Source organism: Xenorhabdus thailandensis (genome assembly GCF_037996785.1).
In the GTDB taxonomy this organism is placed as follows: domain Bacteria; phylum Pseudomonadota; class Gammaproteobacteria; order Enterobacterales; family Enterobacteriaceae; genus Xenorhabdus; species Xenorhabdus griffiniae.
Window position 1 is genome coordinate 390,199 of the sequence record NZ_JBBMXF010000007.1, and the last position, 20,173, is coordinate 410,371.

Sequence of the window (20,173 nt, forward strand, 5' to 3'; positions counted from 1 at the left end):
CTTTGGGGGATAAATATTATAACAATGATGTATGGACTTGCGGAGGAGATATATCAAGTTATGTTCATGAATACAATTATATTACGATCTTTAGAGCAGATACTAAATTTATAGAGCGAAATAAGAAATACACATTAAACGGGGATAATTTAAAAAATGGAAATTATGTAATTAATTCTTACTCGGATTCTCTCAAAATCAAACCATTAAAATAATTCCTCTCCCCCTCAAGTTATAATTGGGGGGGTTATTTTAATTGAAGTACCAATAATTTTTTCGTGCATTTGGTCATGATTCCAATTTATTGATAATGACGAATATTCAGGTAATACCCAATGACCTTATCATGCATATCTATGGATATTCAAAAAGGCAGCGTCTAACAAATCTGTCTTGCCACATGCTGACGGAGATTCAGGTTATGTCTCCCTATACTGGGTATAACGCTTGCTCACATGGAGTTTCCCTACCAGCGTTTTTTCATCACCTCCCCACCATTGGTCATATAACCACAATGTTGAAAGAAGCCAGCAAAGCCACCAGACTCATCAATGTTTTTTTGTTCTTAGGCTCACTTTTCGTCTGATCCTGCCGTAGGCATAATAAAAGAATCATCCGGGCTTACTCTTTTTTGTTCACATACGACGACCACCACTCATCCATTTCACAGTAGACAATCACTTCGGTGCTAGGAAAAATTGGCCTCAGTGACAAATTGGTTCTGAGATTTTTAAATGACGAAGGACAATATTAAGGCCACTCCCCATGACATGCACTGTCACACGACATCCCATTCATGTCCATATCTACGCTTTGCTGATGTGTGCCAGTATGACATGCGACATAAGTGAATTTAAGTTACCAAGAATGACGGCAGGATTGGCAGAGATAACGTTGGTGACCAGAACAAGAGCGTCCATTACGGTAGCACTCTTTAACTGTACAACAAAATGGGTAGATCACATCTATTCTTTGCCATCGGTATGTTCTCCAAATAGATATACTATTACGCTATTCAATAAATTGTAACAATTTAATAAAAACATGCTAAACATAGTCCTATTCGAACCAGAAATTCCGCCTAATACAGGCAATATAATCCGCCTGTGTGCCAACACTGGCTGTCAACTTCATCTCATTCAACCTTTGGGTTTCACATGGGATGACAAACGCCTGCGTCGTGCAGGGTTGGATTACCACGAATTCGCCAATATCAAACAACACCACGATTACAATGCATTCTTGGAAAGTGAAGGACTTAGTTTCGTCAATTCACAGTCTCCTTCTGGAGCGCGTCTGTTTGCCTTAACTACAAAAGGCACTCCGGCGCACAGTAATGTGAGTTATTGTGATGGTGATTACTTAATGTTTGGCCCGGAAACCCGTGGTTTGCCGTCTTATGTATTAGATAACATGCCACCTGAACAGAGAATCAGAATTCCTATGCTGCCAGATAGCCGTAGCATGAATCTGTCAAATTCTGTGGCAGTGGTTGTGTTTGAAGCATGGCGGCAGCTGGGTTATCCAGGTGCGTTATTGCGGGATTAAGATTAATAGGACATTCAGTACCTAATCCTCGCTGAATGTCCTATCTTATTAATTATCTATTAATGCTAATGCTCATAAGAAAAGAACAGAATTTCAAATTCCATCCCCATTCTCAAATCCATTATTGATGCCATTAAAATGCTGGTTCATATCCAAAGATGGTTTTTCACTTTCCGGTTTACCAACGATCCTCGCTGGTACGCCTGCCGCAGTGGTATGAGGTGGCACTGATCTCAATACAACCGAGCCTGCCCCAATTTTTGCACCACGACCAATCTCTATATTTCCGAGAATTTTAGCTCCCGCACCAATCATCACGCCTTCACGTACTTTCGGATGACGATCTCCTACTGTTTTACCCGTACCACCAAGCGTTACAGATTGCAAAATGGAAACATCATTTTCAACAATCGCCGTTTCACCAATCACAATGCCAGTTGCATGGTCTAACATAATGCCACAACCAATTTTTGCAGCAGGATGAATATCGACACCAAAAGAAACTGAGATCTGGTTTTGCAGATAAATTGCCAATGCCTTGCGATCTTGTTTCCACAGCCAGTGTGCAATGCGGTAAGCCTGTAGTGCATGGAAACCCTTAAGGTAGAGCAATGGTGTCGAATATTTATCTACTGCTGGATCGCGTAGTCGAACAGCTTTGATATCATAGGCTGCCGATTCGATCATCTTGGGATCACTGCGGTATGCATTTTCAACGACTTCTCTGACTTCGATGGGAGGCATAATCGGTGATGCTAGCTTATTTGCCAACATATAGCTCAAGGCACTACCAAGATTTCTATGCTTTAGTAGTGTCGCGTGAAAAAAACTGGCTAACATAGGTTCACAATCAGCCAGAACTTTTGCTTCATTTTTTATATGTTCCCAGACTTCGTTAAGTTCTGATCGCGACATATCAGCATTCCCGTTTTACTTAAGAGTGAGAGTTTTCTCCCTCTTCCCTGGTAGCTCTTCCCAATAATGTTTGGGCAGCCTCAATCACATTTTTATTGCAGTATAGTATCTGGTAGATCTGCTCTGTGATAGGCATTTCAACACCCACTCGTTCCGCCAAGGCCCGAACTTCTTTAGTATTGCGATATCCTTCAACAACTTGTCCGATCTCACGCTGCGCTTCATCAACACTGATACCTTTTCCCAGCATCATACCAAAACGACGGTTACGGGATTGGTTATCGGTACAGGTCAAAACTAAATCACCCAATCCAGCCATTCCCATAAATGTCGAAGGATCAGCCCCCAACGCCACACCAAGGCGGCTCATCTCCGCCAATCCTCGAGTGATCAAAGCTGTACGGGCATTAGCTCCAAATCCCATACCATCAGAGATCCCTGCACCAATTGCAATAACATTTTTTATTGCCCCGCCGAGCTGCACCCCAATGAAATCCGGGTTTTTGTAGACTCGAAAACTTTTACCACAATGGAAAAACTGTTGCAGTTCTTCACTAAACTCAGGTGTGGTGGCAGAAACCGCAATCGCCGTTGGTAAACCTGCTGCCAGCTCTTTTGCGAATGTCGGGCCAGAAACTACGGCCAAGGGGATTTTATCACCTAATATCTCACGAGCGACATCTTGCAATAAGCGCCCTGTTTCCGCTTCAAGCCCCTTGGTCGCCCAAACAATGCGACTATCCTGTTGTAAATATGGTTTTATCTGCTGTAAGACATCACCGAAAACATGGCTGGGAACCACTACCAGGATATTACAACTGGCTGAAACAGCACTTTTCAGATCAGTCTCAAGCCGTAAACTATCAGGAAAAGAAACATCTGGTAAAAATGCCTGATTACAACGCGCTTGTTGCAACGCATTGACGTGCTCAGGGTTATGCCCCCAAAGCACAACATCGTGCCCATTGCGAGCCAAAGTAATGGCTAAAGCGGTGCCGTATGAACCGGCACCGATCACTGTCATAGAAGCAGTATTCATTAGGCTTCCTGTCCAGCCTCATTAGGCTGAGATTCAGCCTGCTGTTGCAGATAATTCATGAACAGCGCATCAAAGTTAACAGGTGCCAGGTTCAGTTGTGGGAAAGTACCACGACTTACCAAGCTGGTGATGCACTCACGGGCGTATGGGAACAGAATGTTCGGGCAATATGCACCTAAGCAATGTGCCAGCTGGGTTCCTTCAATACCATCAATAGAGAAAATACCCGCTTGCTGAACTTCACACAGAAACGCAGTTTCTTCTTCCAGTGTCGCCGTAACGGTAACACGCAGAACAACTTCATAAACTCCCTGAACCAATTCATTGGAAGCCGTGTCCAGATCCAATTTAACTTCCGGCTGCCAATCCTGCTGGAAAATCTGCGGGGCTTTTGGTGCTTCGAAAGAAATATCTTTCGTGTAAATACGCTGGATCTGGAAAGCCATTTCTGTGTTGTTTTGTTCTGACATAATGATGTTTACCTTTTTCAGATGTCCTTAAACTGTTCAATAATGCAAGAGCTATTACTTGCAGCTAAGTTCGTTATCTCTTGCCATGAGCCAATGGCAGATTTTCACCCGCCCAACCAGCTATCCCCTCTTTCAGGGAATAAACCTGCTCAAAGCCTAAACGAACCAGATTTTCCGCTGGTGTTCTGGATTCTAGCCCATTCGCTGAAACTACGATAACAGGCTGTTTTTTATGTTTCTCCAACTCACCTAAATTACTGTCTTTAATTTCAGATGGCGTCAGGTTAACGGAACCAATAATATGCCCTCTGCGAAAATCGTCACGGGAGCGTAAATCCACGACGATAGCTTCTTCCTTGTTGATGAAATGGATGGCCTGAGCACGGGTGATCTCTTTACTCTTGGAGAACACGCTTTTTACCGTCATAACAATGACAGCCACCAGCAATGCAATCCAGACAAGGCTCAGGATCGTGTTCCGGCTAATAAATTGCATGATTTCTTGCAGCATGGAGGGCAACAACTCCCGTTAGTTAATAACAAATATCTAAGGTAGAAGAGTATACCTGTGTGTTGCCTCAATTACAGCCAATTAGCATCAATCCAATGCAGATTTTGCGGAGAGTTTCGAGAAAAATTAAAAAACATACCGAGAACAACTTGATTGTCATGCACCAATAAAATATTTCATGTAACACTGGCTCCAGGCAGGATCTTCAACCATAAATGGACTAAATTAACTAAAGCTTATGTTAATGATAAAAAACAGTCTGTTCTCTGGTCAGGGGCAATTCCTCATGAAATAATCAGGCGCTATGTAGCAGCAGGGTACCCAATAAGATGGCTGAAAATAAGGATCTCAATAGCCGTAAGAATCGGCAGAGGCAATACAAACTGCAAAATAAAATCAGAGTGTTACAACTCTGTGCCTTGTTATTCACCTTTCTCAGTTTCAGTACAAATACTTTCGCTAATCCAATTTCAGAGAATAAAAATCAGCTCAAAGATATTCAACAAGATATTGCCGAGAAAGAGAAAAGCGTAAAACAGCAACAAAAACAACGTGCAGACTTGCTCAACCAATTAAAAGAACAAGAAAATACTATCTCCGAAGTGGGACGTTCGCTGCATACAACACAGAATCGTCTGGAGAAACTAGAAAACGACGTTTCATCACTAAATACCAATATCAAGCAGCTGCAAATACAACAAAAAGAGCAACGTCAATTACTTGCCAACCAATTGGATGCTGCATTCCGGCAAGGAAATCACCAAGGGTTAGAATTGTTGCTCAATGGGCAAGAAAATCAGCGCAAAGAACGTATTCTCGCCTATTACAGTTATTTAAATCAGGCTCGTCAGGAAACTATCGCTAAACTGCAAAAAACAACCGAAGAACTTAACCAGCAAAAAAAACTGCAACTAGAAAAACAAAGTGAACAGAAAGCGATACTGGCCAGCCAAAAACAGCAAAAGCAAAAGATGGAAACTGCCCGCACTGCACGGCAAAAAACATTAACGACACTCGAATCTTCATTGAAGAAAGATCAACAGAGTCTGGCTGAGCTTCGGCAGAATGAAACCAGACTGAGAGACAAAATTGCCAAAGCTGAGCGGGAAGCAAAAGCGCGTGCTGAACGTGAAGCACGTGAAGCAGCTCGTGTTCGTGCCCAAGTTGCTGCTAAGCAGAAACAAGCACAACAAAAAGGTTCCAGCTATAAGCCAACAGAAGAAGAACGTGCTCTCATGGCTCGAACTGGTGGCCTTGGGCGTCCTGCAGGGCAAGCAATCTGGCCAGTACGCGGTCGTGTCATCCATAGTTTTGGTGAAGCAATACAAGGTGAGCTTCGCTGGAAAGGCGTCGTTATCTCGGCAGCGGAAGGAACAGAAGTCAGGGCAATTTCAGATGGGCGTGTCTTGCTGGCAGACTGGCTACAAGGCTATGGACTGGTTGTTGTGATTGAACACGGTAAAGGTGATATGAGCATTTACGGTTACAACCAGAGTACATTGGTCAGTGTTGGGCAACAGGTTCGGGCAGGCCAGCCAATAGCGTTGGTTGGCAACAGCGGCGGACAACAACAACCGTCTCTGTACTTTGAAATCCGCCGTCAAGGGCAGGCTGTTAACCCTTTACCGTGGTTAGGAAAATAGGATAGGAACACAAGTCATGGTGAAGATGCGGTATCGATTAATAAAGCGGGTTAATGTATTCACTTTTTTATCTTGGATACCGCTATTCTTCACATCATTGCTGTTTACTTTAAATGCACAAGCTGCACGTTTAGCCATTGTCATTGATGATGTTGGCTATCGTGTTAATGAAGAAAATAAAATCTTACAAATGCCCGTTGCGGTTTCTATCGCCATCCTGCCCAACTCTCCGTATGGCAGGAAAATGGCGGAAAAAGCTCATCAGCAGGGAAGGGAGATTTTAATCCACTTGCCAATGGCCCCATTAGGCAGGCAACCTCTGGAAAAAAATACACTCCATCCTGCCATGAGCAAGGAAGAAATTGCCCGTATTATTCAAGATGCGATACAGAAAGTCCCCCATGCTATTGGTATGAATAATCATATGGGCAGTGCAATGACATCTAATCTCAGTGGCATGGAAAAGGTAATGCAAACGTTAGCCCATTATCACCTTTACTTTCTGGACAGTGTGACAATAGGCAATACACAGGTCACCAAAGCAGCAATGGGAACCCCTGTTCCCGTGATCCGAAGAAATGTATTTTTGGATAATATTCAAACCGAAGCCGAAACATGGCATCAATTTAACCGAGCAATTTCACTTGCCCGTAAGCGAGGTTCTGCCGTTGCAATTGGACACCCACATCCCACGACCATACGCGCCTTACAGCAAGCACTTGCAACATTACCCAGTGATATTGAGCTGGTAACACCCAGCCGGTTGTTAGATCATCAAACTGCACGTAAGTGCATAAAACCCCATCAGCCAAAACATGTACCAGCCACTCAGTTGGAGTATCTCAAGATGGTCAAAAAGGCATTCTCTAACAGTGTCATCTTTAATACCTTAAATCGGTACATGCAAAAACTTTTGGGGAATTACACGACAAAAAAAGCGTCAGACAAAACAGAAGTAAAACACACTCTGGAAAATAAAACGGAAACTCGACCAGAAAACGATCAAGCAGGCGCCCAAAAAACCAAAGACGCCTGCGCTAATTTTTAACCCCAATTTAAGATAACTTTGCCAGATTGCCCTGAACGCATGACATCAAAGCCTTTCTGGTAATCATCAATCGAGAATTGGTGAGTGATAATCGGGGATAAATCCAGGCCAGATTGGATCAAAGCCGCCATCTTGTACCAGGTTTCGAACATCTCACGCCCGTAGATGCCCTTGATAAATAATCCTTTAAAGATGACCTGGTTCCAATCTATCGCCATATCCGAAGGCGGAATACCTAACAGAGCAATGCGCCCACCGTGGTTCATGGTATTGAGCAAAGTATGGAACGCTGGTGGAGCACCCGACATCTCCAACCCAACATCAAAACCTTCTGTCATTCCCAGTTCTGCCATGACATCAGTTAGATTTTCTTTACTGACATTCACAGCGCGGGTAACCCCCATTTTACGAGCTAACTCAAGGCGGTATTCATTGACATCCGTAATTACGACATGACGGGCACCAACATGCTTACATACCGCTGCTGCCATAATCCCGATAGGACCAGCACCTGATACCAGTACATCTTCTCCCACCAGATCAAAAGACAGTGCAGTGTGTACTGCATTACCAAATGGATCAAAAATCGCAGCCAGCTCATCGGGTATATTGTCTGGGATCTTAAAAGCATTAAATGCGGGAATAACCAGATATTCAGCAAAAGCACCTTCACGGTTCACACCCACACCCGTGGTATTGCGGCATAAATGTGTACGTCCAGCACGACAATTACGACAGTGACCACAGGTGATATGGCCTTCACCAGATACACGATCACCAACCTTGAACCCTTTTACTTCCTGACCAATCGCAACAACTTCACCAACATATTCGTGCCCCACTACCATCGGGACAGGGATAGTTTTTTGCGACCAATCATCCCAGTTATAGATGTGAACGTCCGTCCCACAAATAGCAGTCTTACGGATTTTAATCATCACATCATTGTGCCCAAGCTCCGGCGTAGGCACATCTGTCATCCAGATACCTTCTTCTGGCTTTAATTTGGACAATGCTTTCATAATGATACCTTAAGCAATGACATCCAATTGCTTGCCAATGCGGATAAATGCAGCCACCACACGTTCAATTTGTTCTTCAGTATGGGCGGCTGAGATCTGGGTTCGGATACGCGCCTGACCTTTCGGCACAACCGGATAGAAGAACCCAATCACATAAATGCCTTCTTTCAGCAGTTCTGCGGCGAATTCCTGCGCCAGTTTTGCATCCCCCAACATAACAGGAATAATCGCATGATCTGCTCCCGCCAGTGTGAAACCTGCCGCTGTCATTTTTTCACGGAACAAATTCGCATTTTTCCAGAGACGCTCACGCAGATCATCGCCACTTTTCAGCATATCCAGCACCTTGATCGATGCAGCGACAATGGCGGGAGCCAGTGAGTTGGAAAACAAATATGGGCGTGAACGCTGACGCAACCATTCAACCACTTCTTTACGCGCGGCAGTATAACCACCTGATGCGCCACCCAGTGCCTTACCTAGCGTACCGGTGATGATGTCAATACGTCCCATAACATCACAGTATTCATGAGTGCCACGACCATGCTTGCCAACAAAGCCAACTGCATGTGAATCATCCACCATGACCAATGCACCAAATTCATCAGCCAGGTCACAGATAGATTTCAGGTCAGCAATAACGCCATCCATTGAAAATACCCCGTCAGTTGCGATCAGGATATTTTGCGCACCGTCCGCTTTTGCCTTTTCCAACTGCACCCTTAATTCTTGCATGTCATTATTGGCATAGCGGTAACGCTTTGCTTTGCATAAGCGGATGCCATCAATGATAGAGGCATGGTTCAAAGCATCGGAGATAATGGCATCTTCTGGCCCAAATAGGGTTTCAAACAGACCGCCGTTTGCATCAAAGCATGATGAGTACAGAATGGCATCTTCCATACCTAAAAATTCAGCAATCTTATTTTCTAATTCTTTATGGGAATCTTGTGTGCCACAGATAAAGCGAACGGATGCCATACCAAAACCATGGCTATCCATGCCTGTTTTTGCCGCAGCAATCAAGTCAGGGTGATTAGCTAAGCCTAAATAGTTATTGGCACAAAAATTAATAACTTGGTTACCCTGCGCAACAGCAATATTGGCATCCTGGGCAGAAGTGATTATACGTTCACTTTTGAATAATCCTTCGGAGCGGGTTTGTTCCAACTGCTCATTAATTTTCTGGTAAAACGACGCTGACATTTTTCTCTCCTGAATCCCTAACTAAGTGAAAGGCCTGATGTATTTTACTGATAGATCCTGCTAGTGACGACACAACGAGAAAGTTAATCTCAACTTTGTAAAGCTGATCACGCCTCAGTGTCTGGTATACAGCAAGATTTCAGGATATTTCCCTGCCTAAGCTGCTGTCGTCAGTGGGGTTAAGTGCTATTATACACAACAAAGATATACCCAATAGACGTCAAGTTACAGTAATAAAGCTGGGTATAAAGTGAACTGACTATTTAGAGGTGAGCCAAATGATTATTGTCACTGGTGGCGCAGGGTTTATTGGCAGCAATATTGTCAAGGCACTGAATGATGAGGGCTATAAAGATATCCTGGTTGTTGATAACCTGAAAGACGGCACAAAGTTCGTCAATTTGGTTGATTTGGATATCACCGATTATATGGATAAGGAAGACTTCATTGCCAGTATAGTGGCAGGTGATGATTTAGGTGACATTGATGCTATTTTCCATGAAGGTGCTTGTTCATCCACAACAGAATGGGATGGTAAGTATATGATGGACAATAATTATCAGTATTCTAAAGATGTTCTGCATTACTGCCTTGAGCGCCAAATCCCCTTCCTGTACGCCTCTTCTGCTGCTACTTATGGCGGCCGCAGTGACAATTTTATTGAAGAGCGCCAATATGAAAAACCTCTCAATATCTATGGCTACTCCAAGTTCCTATTTGATCAATATGTTCGTGATATTTTGCCCCATGCAAATTCCCAAATTTGCGGCTTCCGTTATTTCAATGTGTACGGGTCGCGCGAAGGTCATAAAGGCAGTATGGCGAGTGTCGCCTATCATTTAAATAACCAGATTCACCAGGGACAGAATCCGAAGTTATTTGCTGGCAGTGAAAATTTCCGCCGCGATTTTATCTATGTTGGCGATGTTGCCGCCGTCAATCTGTGGTTCTGGCAAAATGGCGTTTCCGGCATTTTTAACTGTGGAACAGGCCGCGCTGAATCTTTCCAGGCTGTCGCAAATGCTGTGATTGAATTCCATAAAGAAAAATCTCCAGCCGTGGAATACATCGACTTTCCAGAAAAATTAAAAGGCCGTTACCAGAGTTTTACTCAGGCAGATCTGACAAAACTTCGCGCTGCTGGCTATCAAAAACCGTTCAAGACGGTTGCCGAAGGCGTCGCTGAATATATGCAATGGCTCAATCAGGATAATTAATCGATTTCTATGAAGATATTGGTGATCGGCCCATCATGGGTGGGTGACATGATGATGTCACAAAGCCTCTACCGTACTTTGAAAGATTTGCACCCCAATGCAGAAATTGATGTGATGGCACCCGCATGGTGTCGTCCATTACTGGCAAAAATGCCAGAAGTGCATCAGGCATTAGCCATGCCGCTTGGTCATGGTGCCCTGGCCTTGGGTGAGCGCCGACGCCTTGGGCTGTCATTGCGTGAAAATAGATATGATCGTGCTTATATATTACCCAATTCATTCAAATCTGCATTGGTCCCTTTCTTCGCCAATATCCCGCGACGGACAGGCTGGCGCGGTGAGATGCGTTACGGATTACTAAATGACATCCGCGTCCTGAATAAAAGTGCTTTTCCACTCATGGTTCAACGCTATGTCGCTCTCGCGTATGAAGGGAAAAATATACGTAGCGCCGATGATCTTCCACAACCTTTGTTATGGCCGCGATTAAGTGTCAATGACGAAGATATTGCCGAATCAACTTCAGCCTTCAATATTTCCGATCACCGCCCTATTATTGGTTTCTGCCCTGGTGCTGAGTTCGGACCAGCCAAGCGCTGGCCACATTATCACTATGCTGCTCTTGCCGAACAGTTAATTACTCAAAAAGGCTACCAAATTTTGCTGTTTGGTTCTGACAAAGATCATCAAGCAGGTGAAGATATTCGCGCACTGTTAAGCGATGATGCCCGCGAATATTGTCTCAATCTGGCAGGAAAAACCTCGCTTGAACAAGCGGTAAATGTCATCGCAGCTTGTGATGCCATCGTCACAAACGACTCAGGTTTGATGCATGTAGCGGCAGCCTTAAACCGGCCGCTGGTGGCATTATATGGGCCAAGTAGCCCGGATTTTACCCCGCCATTATCAAATAAGGCCGAAGTGATCCGCCTGATTACGGGTTACCACAAAATCAGAAAAGGCGACAGCGATGGTGGCTATCACCAAAGTCTGATCGATATTCAACCTGAAAGAGTTCTATCTTCATTAGCAAAACTGCTACAGGCGGAGAGCCAAAATTAATGCGTGTTTTACTGGTAAAAACGTCTTCGATGGGAGATGTGTTACATACTCTGCCGGCGTTAACTGATGCAAAACAGCAGCTTCCTGATATTCAATTTGATTGGGTAGTGGAAGAGGGATTTGCCCAAATTCCAACCTGGCACTACGCGGTCGAAAATGTCATCCCCGTGGCTATTCGCCGCTGGCGAAAAAATTGGTTCAGAAAAGATATTCGTGAAGAACGGGCACAATTTCGGCAACAACTGCAACAGCACCAATATGACGCTATCATTGATGCTCAAGGTCTGTTAAAAAGCGCTTTTTTGGTAACGCGATTAGCACAGGGTTCAAAGCATGGTTACGATCGAAAAAGCATCCGTGAACCCATTGCCAGCTTCTTCTACGATCATTGTCATGCTGTCAGCAAGCAACAACACGCGGTTGAACGCACTCGGGCTTTATTTGCTGATAGTTTGGGGTATAAAAAACCGTCAGGGCAAGGTGATTACGCCATCGCCCGCCATTTTTTGCACCAGCAAATTAATGGCCAAAATAATTATCTCGTTTTTCTCCATGCAACAACGCGCGATGAAAAACATTGGCCTGAAGATCATTGGCGGCAGCTTATCGCAGATATCCAGACAACGGGTATGCGCATTAAATTGCCTTGGGGCGCTGAGCATGAATATCAACGGGCATTAAGGCTAGCGGAAGGGTTTTCCCATGTTGATGTTCTGCCAAAACTGACACTGGCTGAAGTTGCACATGTCATTGCAGGGGCACAAGCCGTAGTTTCAGTTGATACGGGCTTAAGCCATCTGACAGCGGCACTTGATCGACCCAATATTACGCTATTCGGGCCGACTGATCCTGGTTTAATCGGTGGATATGGTAAAGAACAGCATCCCCTGAAATCAGCAGATAATACGATGCAAGGTGTTGCTTCAGGAGAAGTTATGCTGCTCTTGCAGAACACATTAAAAAAGCACTTTGCCTAGCGGCAATGTTTCACACCAACGATTTTTGTATTCACATTGCACCCTATCCCTATTTAAATTGATAGTATTTTCAGAAATCAAATTAGGTATGTATATATGATTTTTTCAGATAAAAGTGACGTCACCATAGTTATCACAAGTTGTGGAAGATTCGATCTACTAACAAAAACTCTTCAATCATTGGATAAACATAATACTTATCCAGTAAAAAAAGTATTAATTACAGAGGATTCAGGAAATAAAAAAATTGTAAAGGTGATACCTGAGCACTGGCAACATCATTGCGAAATCATAGTAAATAATCCCAAACTTGGACAGATCAAGTCTATAGATTTAGCTTATGGGAAAGTAGACACACAATATATTTTCCATTGTGAAGATGATTGGATTTTTTATAGAGATAACTTTATCGAAGATTCACGTTTACTTCTTGAAAAAAACAATGAAATCCTGCAAGTATGGTTACGCGATTTTGATAAAGATGTGAAAATTAATTATCCTTTCCATTATCCTTCTAATCCACAATCAATATGTGGAATAGATTTCTCTGTATTAGAAAGCAATGATAAAGTTTGGAAGGGGTTTAGCTTTAATCCTGGGTTACGTAGAAAAAGTGACTATTTAAAAATAGCGCCTTATTATGTTGGAAAAGATTTTGGAGAAGCTGAAGCTTACATTTCAAAACTGTATTATGAAAAAGGAATGTACGCAGTTATTTTAAAGAATAGCGCTACAAAACATATTGGTTGGGATCAACATGTTATTAATAAAAATGACATTTTTCATAAAAGAAACAAAACACGAAAGAAAATAAAATATTTTTCAATAGGTTTTTTTCTCGGCAGTATATTAACTTTTGTTTTTTTGAATATTATGAAATAATTATTAATTCTTATATTTGTATAGCTCCTATTAAAAGGAGCTTGAGTTATTGATTGTTTCAAATTACAATATAGTTTATATAGCTCAACGATAAATCATAAACATAATATGAAAACGACATTAATATCAATTGTTGTAACCGCTCATAATATAGAAGAATTTATAATGAGATGTTTAAATAGTATTGAAAAATGCTTAGCTCATTCTGATGATGATAATATAGAAATATTATTAATAGATGATAATTCATCAGATAATACAAAAAAATTAATGTCAGATTTTTCCCAAAAGAGTAAATATTTTAGTTACATAAGGACTGAGTTTGGAAATATAGGTAAAGTTCGGAATCATGCTATTAAATTATGCACTGGTAAATATATTACTTTTATTGATGGTGATGATATTATACCAAGTTTTAATTTTAATTATTTAATGTTTTTCCTAAGATATTACTCTCCTGATATCCTGTTATCAAGAATCCATGAAGTTCATAATGAAAGCAATCTGCTATCATCATCTATCCTTAAGCCACCTATAAAATTAAAAAAAGATAATGCTATAAAATATTTCTTAGTTCATAAAAAATTCCAAGCCCACCTATGGGGTAAGATATTTAAAAAGAAACTATTTGAAGATATTAAAATACCTGAAATATCTTGTTATGAAGACGCCTATGTATTCCCTAAGTTATTGAATTTTAGTAAAGAAATATATTTTACAGACTCTATTATCTATAATTATATAAAAAGAGAAAACAGTTTATCTATGACAATAGACTCACAAAAAATAAATATAATGGCTGACGTAATCATAGAAATGGATAGTATTTTTGGTGATAAATATAAAAATCTAGTAGCTACTCATGCTATAGAGCATATATTGAAAAATGGAAACATAATTTCTAATGAAAATAAAGAAAAACTAATTTTTTTAATCAGGAAAATAAATAAATTTTCTTATCTATTCAATCCTAATGTTTGACAGTTGTAAACGAAAACTATTTAATTTTTTTATAAAAAATTTTACCCATACAGTAAAATAAATAAACAGAGTATTTTACAACAAATTATCAACCAAGTAACAATTAAAAATAATAAGACTTTACACTCCCTTACACCTCACATTGTGGGGTGTAAGGGAAATAAATATCAGAATATTACCGTTACAAAAAGGTACTTATTATCAACCATATAAATATAACTTTAGTATAAAACATCAACTGTGGTAATATGTTTTTATTAAATTTATTGTGTTAGGTTAGTTATGAAAATATTTGTGATTAATTTAGAAAAAGATATAGAACGAAAAAAATCAATACAAGAACAACTACAAAATTTAAAACTTGACTTTGAATTTATAAATGCCATTTATGGAAAAAATTTAAACAAAGAGCAACTTCAGGAAACTTGTCCTTGCTTTGAAAAAATGACACTTACTCTTGGTGAACTTGGATGTTCACTAAGCCATTTAAATGCATATAAAAAAATTATAGACCACCAGATTCCTATTTCCCTCATTTTAGAAGATGATGCAAGTCTAAATACCAATTTGAAAAACGTCTTATCGTCTTTAGAACGTCATCCAATGACTTTAAGCTCAACACCTTACGTATTTCTTCTTAGTAAAACGAATGAATATTTTGATTCATTCAAAAAAAAATTGGGCGATAGTCATCATATTGTTAGTGTAATTGATGCTGCATGTACTCATGGTTATGCTTTAAACCTATCAGCAGCCAGTAAATTATATGGTCATTTATTTCCCGTGAAATTCGTAGCTGATGAGTGGAAAATGTTAAGAGAACAAGGAATTATTAAATTAAAAGGGGTAATTCCTCCTGTAATTACTATTTCATCTCACGGAGCATACTCCTCTATTGGAAAAAGAACTTGCGTATTAACAAAATTAGATAAAATGAATAGAAAGAAAAATATATTTATTCAAATAAAATTAACTTTGTGGAGAGTTTTTATTCGAACTTGGTTAAAAAAAATTAGACCTTAGTTACCTTTCTAAAATTGACTAAAGGCGTTCATAGCATTAAAGTTAGTTAGATTTAAATAAACTCTATTTGTGAAACGCCTTATTATAGAAATAACCATAAACTATATAATCAATTTTAAATTTCTTATATTTTTACAATTTCAATGTATAATATTCTGCCAACGTCACCCCCTGCACCAAAGGCTTCAAAAACTCAAACAAACCCTCCAGATCTTGATAAAGCTGTTCAACTTTTTCTTTATTCTGGAAAGTTGGACTCCCTCCCGGCATAAATTCAGATGAATGCAACATAAATTCAATATAATCATTACCAGATGCCAATGTTTTCTGGACTACAGCTTTCATTTGCGCCAAATTTCCACCTTTTGGTCTCAGCCAATTAACTGATGGTGAACGTTGTTTTCCTCTCAATCGATCATATTTCTGCTTAATGAAATTCATAACTCCAGAGTGCTTATATTGAATACTCATTGGTACTTGCAATAACGATGAATCACCTTCTTTGGAAATATCTTGCAAATCCATAAAATAAGCCTGATCAGGAAAACGGCTATAATCTGTTCCCCCATTTCCATTAGGATCTCCCTTGGTAAAGCTCCAATTAACTTTTGGTGTAACTGAACAGTCTACCTGATACCCATATTCAACCAACAATTGTGCATAATATTCATTAAATGCCCAACGCCCTGCACGATGGCTCAACATCTTAGTTTGGAGTTTATCTTCCAAAAGATGGGTCATTAAATCAATTTTTGCTTTAATCTGATCTTTAGGATATTCAATCAGATATGGCTTATAACGCATATCATCGCCAGTGAGGGAAGTAATAGGTGGGCTATTCCAAGCATGTAAATGCATACCGATTTCACCCGCATTTCTGGTGATCACATCCTTGGCAAATTCAATATAGCTATCATCCATTGCCATTTCATAGTTAGTTAACCAAACAGGCTTGAAGCCAAAACGCTCACATAAGCTCTGAAATCGTGGTAAATATCGCGTATTTTTGGTAGAGATTTGCTCATCGTTTTGCCAAAGGTTATCACCTTCAGTATCAATTGTGATGATAAACGCAGGTTGTGTCATAAGATACATACCCAAAATAAAAGTAAATAAAATACAATGTAAAATACAACATCCCAACTTCTTTCAAAGTTTATTTTTCTATCAAGGCTAAGTATTTACCAAGCACAATTTCTAAATCGAAATTTTTATACATATCTTCTGTAATGATTGGTGGATTTTGATAAACCAACCGCATTTTTTCTGCTAATGATCCAGAAGTCAGTTCAGATTTGTATTGTTCTAATTCATTCACCATAATCTCACTAATACCACCCGGACAATTCGTGCTGACAATAGGCGTATGACAAATCAGCGCTTCAATCAAAACATTACCCAACCCTTCACTATCAGAGCTTAATACAACAGCTTTAGCACCTCGTATGACCGGTAATGGATTAACTAAAAAACCAATTAGAAAAACTTTAGATTGTAAGCCTAGTTTCTCAATTTTTTGTTTAATTTCTTTAGTTATACCATAATCCCCCTGACCCGCGATCAACAATTTACAGGGAAGATCAGCTTTGGCAAAAGCATCCAATAAACGGTCATGACGTTTTACATTGTGGAAGCGTCCTAAATGAAGAAAATAATTCTCATCGGAATAGGGATTTATTTCCAAAGAATGATTTTTAATTTCAGCTAGATTGAATGGATTATAAATAGTGACCATTTTTTTAGGTGTCAACGATAAATTTTCTTTCAAATCCAAACCAACAGCATCAGAAACACAAATTAAGTTACGATCTTGATAAACATGTTGGATTTTCCATTTCTTAATCCAACGAGATAACCCCACTTTATTCTCAAGATACGATTTTGAAAACACACCGTGAATACAAAACCATACATTTAAGTTGGCCAATATCTTAGACTTCGCAACAATACGATCTGTTTTATGTAAATTAGATATCACTAACACAGGTGTACCTTTTTGAAGAAAGACTTTAGACAGAACTTTATCCATAGATTTAGCTCTACGAATAATTTCAGTCTGTCTTCTAAAAGGCCCTCTATATTCATCAGCATTAATGATTAATTCAACATTATCTGGGATCGGATATTCACATCTGTCAGAGAGAGATAACAGGGTAATATCAAAACCTTTTTGTTGCAGGCCACGGCACAAGCGAATTGTAACATTCTCAGCGCCTCCTCCCGGTAATCCATCAATGATGAATAAAATATGTCCTTTCATAAGGAAAGCACCTTGTTATACAGTTCCGTAAGCTGCTGAGACAAATAAGCAGGAGTGTAGTTCACTATTTTCTCTTTTGATAACATTGAGATCTTACTAGTCAAATGGTCTGCTGGCACTAAAGAGATAGCTTCAGCCAAAGCCGAAATATCGAGGGCATCACACACAAAGCCATTCTCACCTGAAACAATGAATTCAGCACCCCCACAAGTTTCACTAGTTATGACGGGCAAGCCACATGCCATGGCTTCCAAAATAACATTCGGGAAAGGATCATATAATGTTGGTAGTAATAATCCATCTGCCATTTGATAAAATGGTAATGTCTTTTTCTGCATCCCCAGAAACCGAACTCGGCCATGACAGCCAAGCGAGTTGGCAAGCTGCTTATATTTACTTTCTTCTTTATCCTGGCCCACTACAGCCAGATAAGCATCCGTCATGCTGATAGCTTCTATCGCAGCTTTCAATCCTTTTCTTTCAAAACCAGAACCAACATATACCAAACATTTCGCTTGTGCAGGAATAGCGTATTTCTGCCGTAATGCGAGCCGTTCAGCTTCTCCAACAGGAAAAAATTGTGACTGATCAATGGCATTATAGATAACAGAAATTTTCTCATCGGGCAGATCAAAATCTGCCATCACCTCACGCTTAACCATCTGAGAGTTGCAAATAACCTTTTTTAATGCGGGAGAGAGATACATTCTTTTCTCAGCTCCCATAACATAACGATGATAACGACTGGAAAAAAGCAGTTTGCTTTTCCAAGATGGCAAGATCCGTGATCTTTGCTGCAACCAACGTTGATGAACACCATCCCCTGCTCGATACACATCACATCCTGCAATGCGTTCATGGCTTTGAACGATATCGAATTTCTCCTTTTGCCAAATGCGCCTTGCAGCCTCTGCAAATTTCTGCTCGCGGCTAATCCGACCCCATTTAAAAGGATTTGCCACATGTACATGCCAATTAGGATTGCGACTCCCTTCCCAAGAGCGAGTAATTACGTTCAATTCCAAGCTGCCATTATCCAATGCCTCAAGTGCCCTGGAAATAAAACGTTCCGCACCTCCATCAGGCCGATATTTTTGCCGGACAATGGCAAGGCGCATAGGTTTCATGATAAATATCTCCGGGCAGCAGTAATTACGACATCAGTAGGGATAAGATCCAAAAAACGAGTATCTGTTTTGGTATCAATATCATCAGGATCAGGTAATTTACCGTAATTCCCCGCCCAAATCACTTCTCCATTAGCATTCCATGGACTCCAAAAAGCTAATTTAGAGGGCCCAAATAATGCAATACAAGGTATTTTCAGCGCAGCCGCCATATGCATGGGAACAGAATCAACCCCAATAAACAACTTGGCATGAGCAATCAGTGCCCCAAGCTGGGGTAACGTAATCTGGCCTGCCAAAGAGACAATATTTTTCTGATTACAGGTAGATAAAATTTTTGCCACCATCTCTTTTTCCCGTGATTCCGTCCCGGATGTCACAACAATTGAATGTCCATCTGCTTGCAAGGCATTAATGGTTTCACTCATTTTCTCATCATTCCAGCACTTGAAAAACCAGCGGGATGCCGGGTGGATAACAATATACTTTTGATGAATTCCACCCATGTATAAAAGATTTGCTACCTTATGCCAATCGTCTTCACTATAACTCATTGTTACATTGAAATTGATACTGGAAAGATTAATCGGTTTCAGCACTGATAAATTCTGTTCAACGACATGTAGAAATTCTTCACCTTCAGTAGAAACCAAATCACTAAAACAGATTTTCCATAACCAGTTTTGTCGCTTGGGAAAATCAAAGGCAATACGGGTTGGAGCACGAGAAATTTTAGATACCAGAGCGCTATACCACTGATCAGCAAGATTAATGACGAGATCGTATTTTCTTTTCCTCAACTGATTCAGTAAACGCCAATGATGGGTGATATAAGCTTTTAGACCTTCCTTTTTCCATTGCCTATCAACGGAAAAAATATGGAATACGGGAGCGAAATTTATCAACATTGGTTCTGTTTCTTTGTACAATAAAACATCAACTTCAGCGTCAGGAAAATTTTCTTTCAACGTATTCACAACTGGTGTGATAAGCAATGTATCACCATGATGTCTTAGTTTTATGATAAGAATCTTTCCAAACCCAGGGGATATTTTACCCATTGTGTTTCCAATATTCGCAATTGAGGCAGAAATCTTATTAATTATATTCTAAAGGCAGCAACTCTCCCCTTCCATCTTTAGATATCAAGTATATTCACTGGCACACAACATATCCGCATTTTACACACTTTCTTCAAGCCAATGTGGTACTATAACCGCAGTCCATGTCAGTGAATTTGAT

At 40.3% G+C, this 20,173-nt stretch carries 19 protein-coding genes and 1 pseudogene; 9 read left to right on the forward strand and 11 right to left on the reverse strand.

The genetic code is table 11. The features are described 5' to 3' along the window. Window positions 1-301: 301 nt before the first annotated feature. Window positions 302-969: pseudogene (locus tag AAC853_RS04375) on the reverse strand (IS1 family transposase). Between the two features lie 75 nt (window positions 970-1,044). On the opposite strand from AAC853_RS04375, the gene trmL reads away from it, so the two are divergent. Continuing rightward, complete coding sequence (gene trmL, locus AAC853_RS04380; protein ID WP_340613777.1) at window positions 1,045-1,548, forward strand: tRNA (uridine(34)/cytosine(34)/5-carboxymethylaminomethyluridine(34)-2'-O)-methyltransferase TrmL; 504 nt, start codon at window positions 1,045-1,047, stop codon at window positions 1,546-1,548. A gap of 93 nt (window positions 1,549-1,641) precedes the next feature. Here trmL and cysE read toward each other — a convergent pair whose 3' ends face one another. The 4 genes from cysE to AAC853_RS04400 all read right to left on the reverse strand — a co-directional run bounded on the left by cysE (window position 1,642) and on the right by AAC853_RS04400 (window position 4,483). Then, window positions 1,642-2,463 carry a serine O-acetyltransferase gene (gene cysE / locus AAC853_RS04385; protein WP_340613778.1) on the reverse strand — a complete coding sequence of 274 codons (822 nt, stop codon included), beginning with the start codon at window positions 2,461-2,463 and terminating at the stop codon, window positions 1,642-1,644. Between the two features lie 19 nt (window positions 2,464-2,482). Beyond that, on the reverse strand, window positions 2,483-3,502 hold the full coding sequence (gene gpsA, locus AAC853_RS04390; protein ID WP_340613779.1) for an NAD(P)H-dependent glycerol-3-phosphate dehydrogenase: 1,020 nt from the start codon (window positions 3,500-3,502) through the stop codon (window positions 2,483-2,485). Then, complete coding sequence (secB, locus tag AAC853_RS04395; protein ID WP_340613780.1) at window positions 3,502-3,972, reverse strand: protein-export chaperone SecB; 471 nt, start codon at window positions 3,970-3,972, stop codon at window positions 3,502-3,504. The genes gpsA and secB overlap by 1 nt, the downstream gene beginning before the upstream one ends. Window positions 3,973-4,045: 73 nt before the next feature. Next, on the reverse strand, window positions 4,046-4,483 hold the full coding sequence (locus AAC853_RS04400; RefSeq protein WP_273557776.1) for a rhodanese-like domain-containing protein: 438 nt from the start codon (window positions 4,481-4,483) through the stop codon (window positions 4,046-4,048). A 329-nt stretch (window positions 4,484-4,812) separates the two neighbouring features. Here AAC853_RS04400 and envC point away from each other — a divergent pair, with 329 nt between their 5' ends. Then, window positions 4,813-6,126: a murein hydrolase activator EnvC gene (gene envC, locus AAC853_RS04405; RefSeq protein ID WP_340613781.1), complete on the forward strand. Its 1,314-nt coding sequence runs from the start codon at window positions 4,813-4,815 to the stop codon at window positions 6,124-6,126. Window positions 6,127-6,142: 16 nt separating this feature from the next. Next, entirely contained in the window at window positions 6,143-7,174 is a 1,032-nt protein-coding gene (locus AAC853_RS04410; protein ID WP_340613782.1) for a divergent polysaccharide deacetylase family protein, read from the forward strand. On the opposite strand, the gene tdh is transcribed toward AAC853_RS04410, so the two are convergent. Next, window positions 7,171-8,196 carry an L-threonine 3-dehydrogenase gene (gene tdh, locus AAC853_RS04415; RefSeq protein ID WP_338883832.1) on the reverse strand — a complete coding sequence of 342 codons (1,026 nt, stop codon included), beginning with the start codon at window positions 8,194-8,196 and terminating at the stop codon, window positions 7,171-7,173. The genes AAC853_RS04410 and tdh overlap by 4 nt on opposite strands. Before the next feature lie 9 nt (window positions 8,197-8,205). Next, complete coding sequence (kbl, locus tag AAC853_RS04420; protein ID WP_338804074.1) at window positions 8,206-9,402, reverse strand: glycine C-acetyltransferase; 1,197 nt, start codon at window positions 9,400-9,402, stop codon at window positions 8,206-8,208. Window positions 9,403-9,680: 278 nt separating this feature from the next. Between kbl and rfaD the strand changes: the two genes are divergently transcribed. The 6 genes from rfaD (at window position 9,681) to AAC853_RS04450 (ending at window position 15,544) form a co-directional block, all read left to right on the forward strand. Continuing rightward, entirely contained in the window at window positions 9,681-10,619 is a 939-nt protein-coding gene (gene rfaD / locus AAC853_RS04425; protein WP_340613783.1) for an ADP-glyceromanno-heptose 6-epimerase, read from the forward strand. 9 nt (window positions 10,620-10,628) lie between these two features. Continuing rightward, entirely contained in the window at window positions 10,629-11,681 is a 1,053-nt protein-coding gene (gene rfaF / locus AAC853_RS04430; protein WP_340613784.1) for an ADP-heptose--LPS heptosyltransferase RfaF, read from the forward strand. Continuing rightward, on the forward strand, window positions 11,681-12,658 hold the full coding sequence (gene rfaC / locus AAC853_RS04435) for a lipopolysaccharide heptosyltransferase RfaC (protein WP_340613785.1): 978 nt from the start codon (window positions 11,681-11,683) through the stop codon (window positions 12,656-12,658). Before rfaF ends, rfaC begins: the two co-directional genes overlap by 1 nt. A 96-nt stretch (window positions 12,659-12,754) precedes the next feature. After that, complete coding sequence (locus AAC853_RS04440) at window positions 12,755-13,540, forward strand: glycosyltransferase family 2 protein (RefSeq protein WP_340613786.1); 786 nt, start codon at window positions 12,755-12,757, stop codon at window positions 13,538-13,540. 108 nt (window positions 13,541-13,648) lie between these two features. Next, window positions 13,649-14,521: a glycosyltransferase family 2 protein gene (locus AAC853_RS04445; protein ID WP_340613787.1), complete on the forward strand. Its 873-nt coding sequence runs from the start codon at window positions 13,649-13,651 to the stop codon at window positions 14,519-14,521. 282 nt (window positions 14,522-14,803) lie between these two features. Continuing rightward, the gene (locus tag AAC853_RS04450; RefSeq protein ID WP_340613788.1) at window positions 14,804-15,544 is read left to right on the forward strand and encodes a glycosyltransferase family 25 protein; all 741 of its coding nucleotides are present in this window, start codon (window positions 14,804-14,806) and stop codon (window positions 15,542-15,544) included. 132 nt (window positions 15,545-15,676) lie between these two features. Here AAC853_RS04450 and AAC853_RS04455 read toward each other — a convergent pair whose 3' ends face one another. From AAC853_RS04455 to rfaQ, 4 genes are all read right to left on the reverse strand, one after another. Then, entirely contained in the window at window positions 15,677-16,630 is a 954-nt protein-coding gene (locus AAC853_RS04455) for a polysaccharide deacetylase family protein (protein WP_340613789.1), read from the reverse strand. A 70-nt stretch (window positions 16,631-16,700) separates the two neighbouring features. Next, on the reverse strand, window positions 16,701-17,804 hold the full coding sequence (locus AAC853_RS04460) for a glycosyltransferase (RefSeq protein WP_338804071.1): 1,104 nt from the start codon (window positions 17,802-17,804) through the stop codon (window positions 16,701-16,703). Beyond that, entirely contained in the window at window positions 17,801-18,931 is a 1,131-nt protein-coding gene (locus tag AAC853_RS04465; RefSeq protein ID WP_340613790.1) for a glycosyltransferase family 4 protein, read from the reverse strand. Before AAC853_RS04465 ends, AAC853_RS04460 begins: the two co-directional genes overlap by 4 nt. Further along, window positions 18,928-19,992, reverse strand: a complete 1,065-nt coding sequence (gene rfaQ / locus AAC853_RS04470; protein WP_340613791.1) for a putative lipopolysaccharide heptosyltransferase III — start codon at window positions 19,990-19,992, stop codon at window positions 18,928-18,930. Before rfaQ ends, AAC853_RS04465 begins: the two co-directional genes overlap by 4 nt. Window positions 19,993-20,173: the final 181 nt, after the last annotated feature.

Excerpts from the sequence above, each read along its gene's own strand:
- AAC853_RS04465 (WP_340613790.1), bottom strand. The coding sequence starts at position 18,931 with ATGAAACCTATGCGCCTTGCCATTGTCCGGCAAAAATATCGGCCTGAT.
- AAC853_RS04410 (WP_340613782.1), top strand. The coding sequence starts at position 6,143 with ATGGTGAAGATGCGGTATCGATTAATAAAGCGGGTTAATGTATTCACT.
- rfaF (WP_340613784.1), top strand. The coding sequence starts at position 10,629 with ATGAAGATATTGGTGATCGGCCCATCATGGGTGGGTGACATGATGATG.
- rfaQ (WP_340613791.1), bottom strand. The coding sequence starts at position 19,992 with ATGGGTAAAATATCCCCTGGGTTTGGAAAGATTCTTATCATAAAACTA.
- cysE (WP_340613778.1), bottom strand. The coding sequence starts at position 2,463 with ATGTCGCGATCAGAACTTAACGAAGTCTGGGAACATATAAAAAATGAA.
- secB (WP_340613780.1), bottom strand. The coding sequence starts at position 3,972 with ATGTCAGAACAAAACAACACAGAAATGGCTTTCCAGATCCAGCGTATT.
- envC (WP_340613781.1), top strand. The coding sequence starts at position 4,813 with ATGGCTGAAAATAAGGATCTCAATAGCCGTAAGAATCGGCAGAGGCAA.
- AAC853_RS04450 (WP_340613788.1), top strand. The coding sequence starts at position 14,804 with ATGAAAATATTTGTGATTAATTTAGAAAAAGATATAGAACGAAAAAAA.
- AAC853_RS04460 (WP_338804071.1), bottom strand. The coding sequence starts at position 17,804 with ATGAAAGGACATATTTTATTCATCATTGATGGATTACCGGGAGGAGGC.
- AAC853_RS04400 (WP_273557776.1), bottom strand. The coding sequence starts at position 4,483 with ATGCTGCAAGAAATCATGCAATTTATTAGCCGGAACACGATCCTGAGC.
- rfaD (WP_340613783.1), top strand. The coding sequence starts at position 9,681 with ATGATTATTGTCACTGGTGGCGCAGGGTTTATTGGCAGCAATATTGTC.
- AAC853_RS04455 (WP_340613789.1), bottom strand. The coding sequence starts at position 16,630 with ATGACACAACCTGCGTTTATCATCACAATTGATACTGAAGGTGATAAC.
- kbl (WP_338804074.1), bottom strand. The coding sequence starts at position 9,402 with ATGTCAGCGTCGTTTTACCAGAAAATTAATGAGCAGTTGGAACAAACC.
- rfaC (WP_340613785.1), top strand. The coding sequence starts at position 11,681 with ATGCGTGTTTTACTGGTAAAAACGTCTTCGATGGGAGATGTGTTACAT.
- AAC853_RS04440 (WP_340613786.1), top strand. The coding sequence starts at position 12,755 with ATGATTTTTTCAGATAAAAGTGACGTCACCATAGTTATCACAAGTTGT.
- trmL (WP_340613777.1), top strand. The coding sequence starts at position 1,045 with ATGCTAAACATAGTCCTATTCGAACCAGAAATTCCGCCTAATACAGGC.
- gpsA (WP_340613779.1), bottom strand. The coding sequence starts at position 3,502 with ATGAATACTGCTTCTATGACAGTGATCGGTGCCGGTTCATACGGCACC.
- tdh (WP_338883832.1), bottom strand. The coding sequence starts at position 8,196 with ATGAAAGCATTGTCCAAATTAAAGCCAGAAGAAGGTATCTGGATGACA.
- AAC853_RS04445 (WP_340613787.1), top strand. The coding sequence starts at position 13,649 with ATGAAAACGACATTAATATCAATTGTTGTAACCGCTCATAATATAGAA.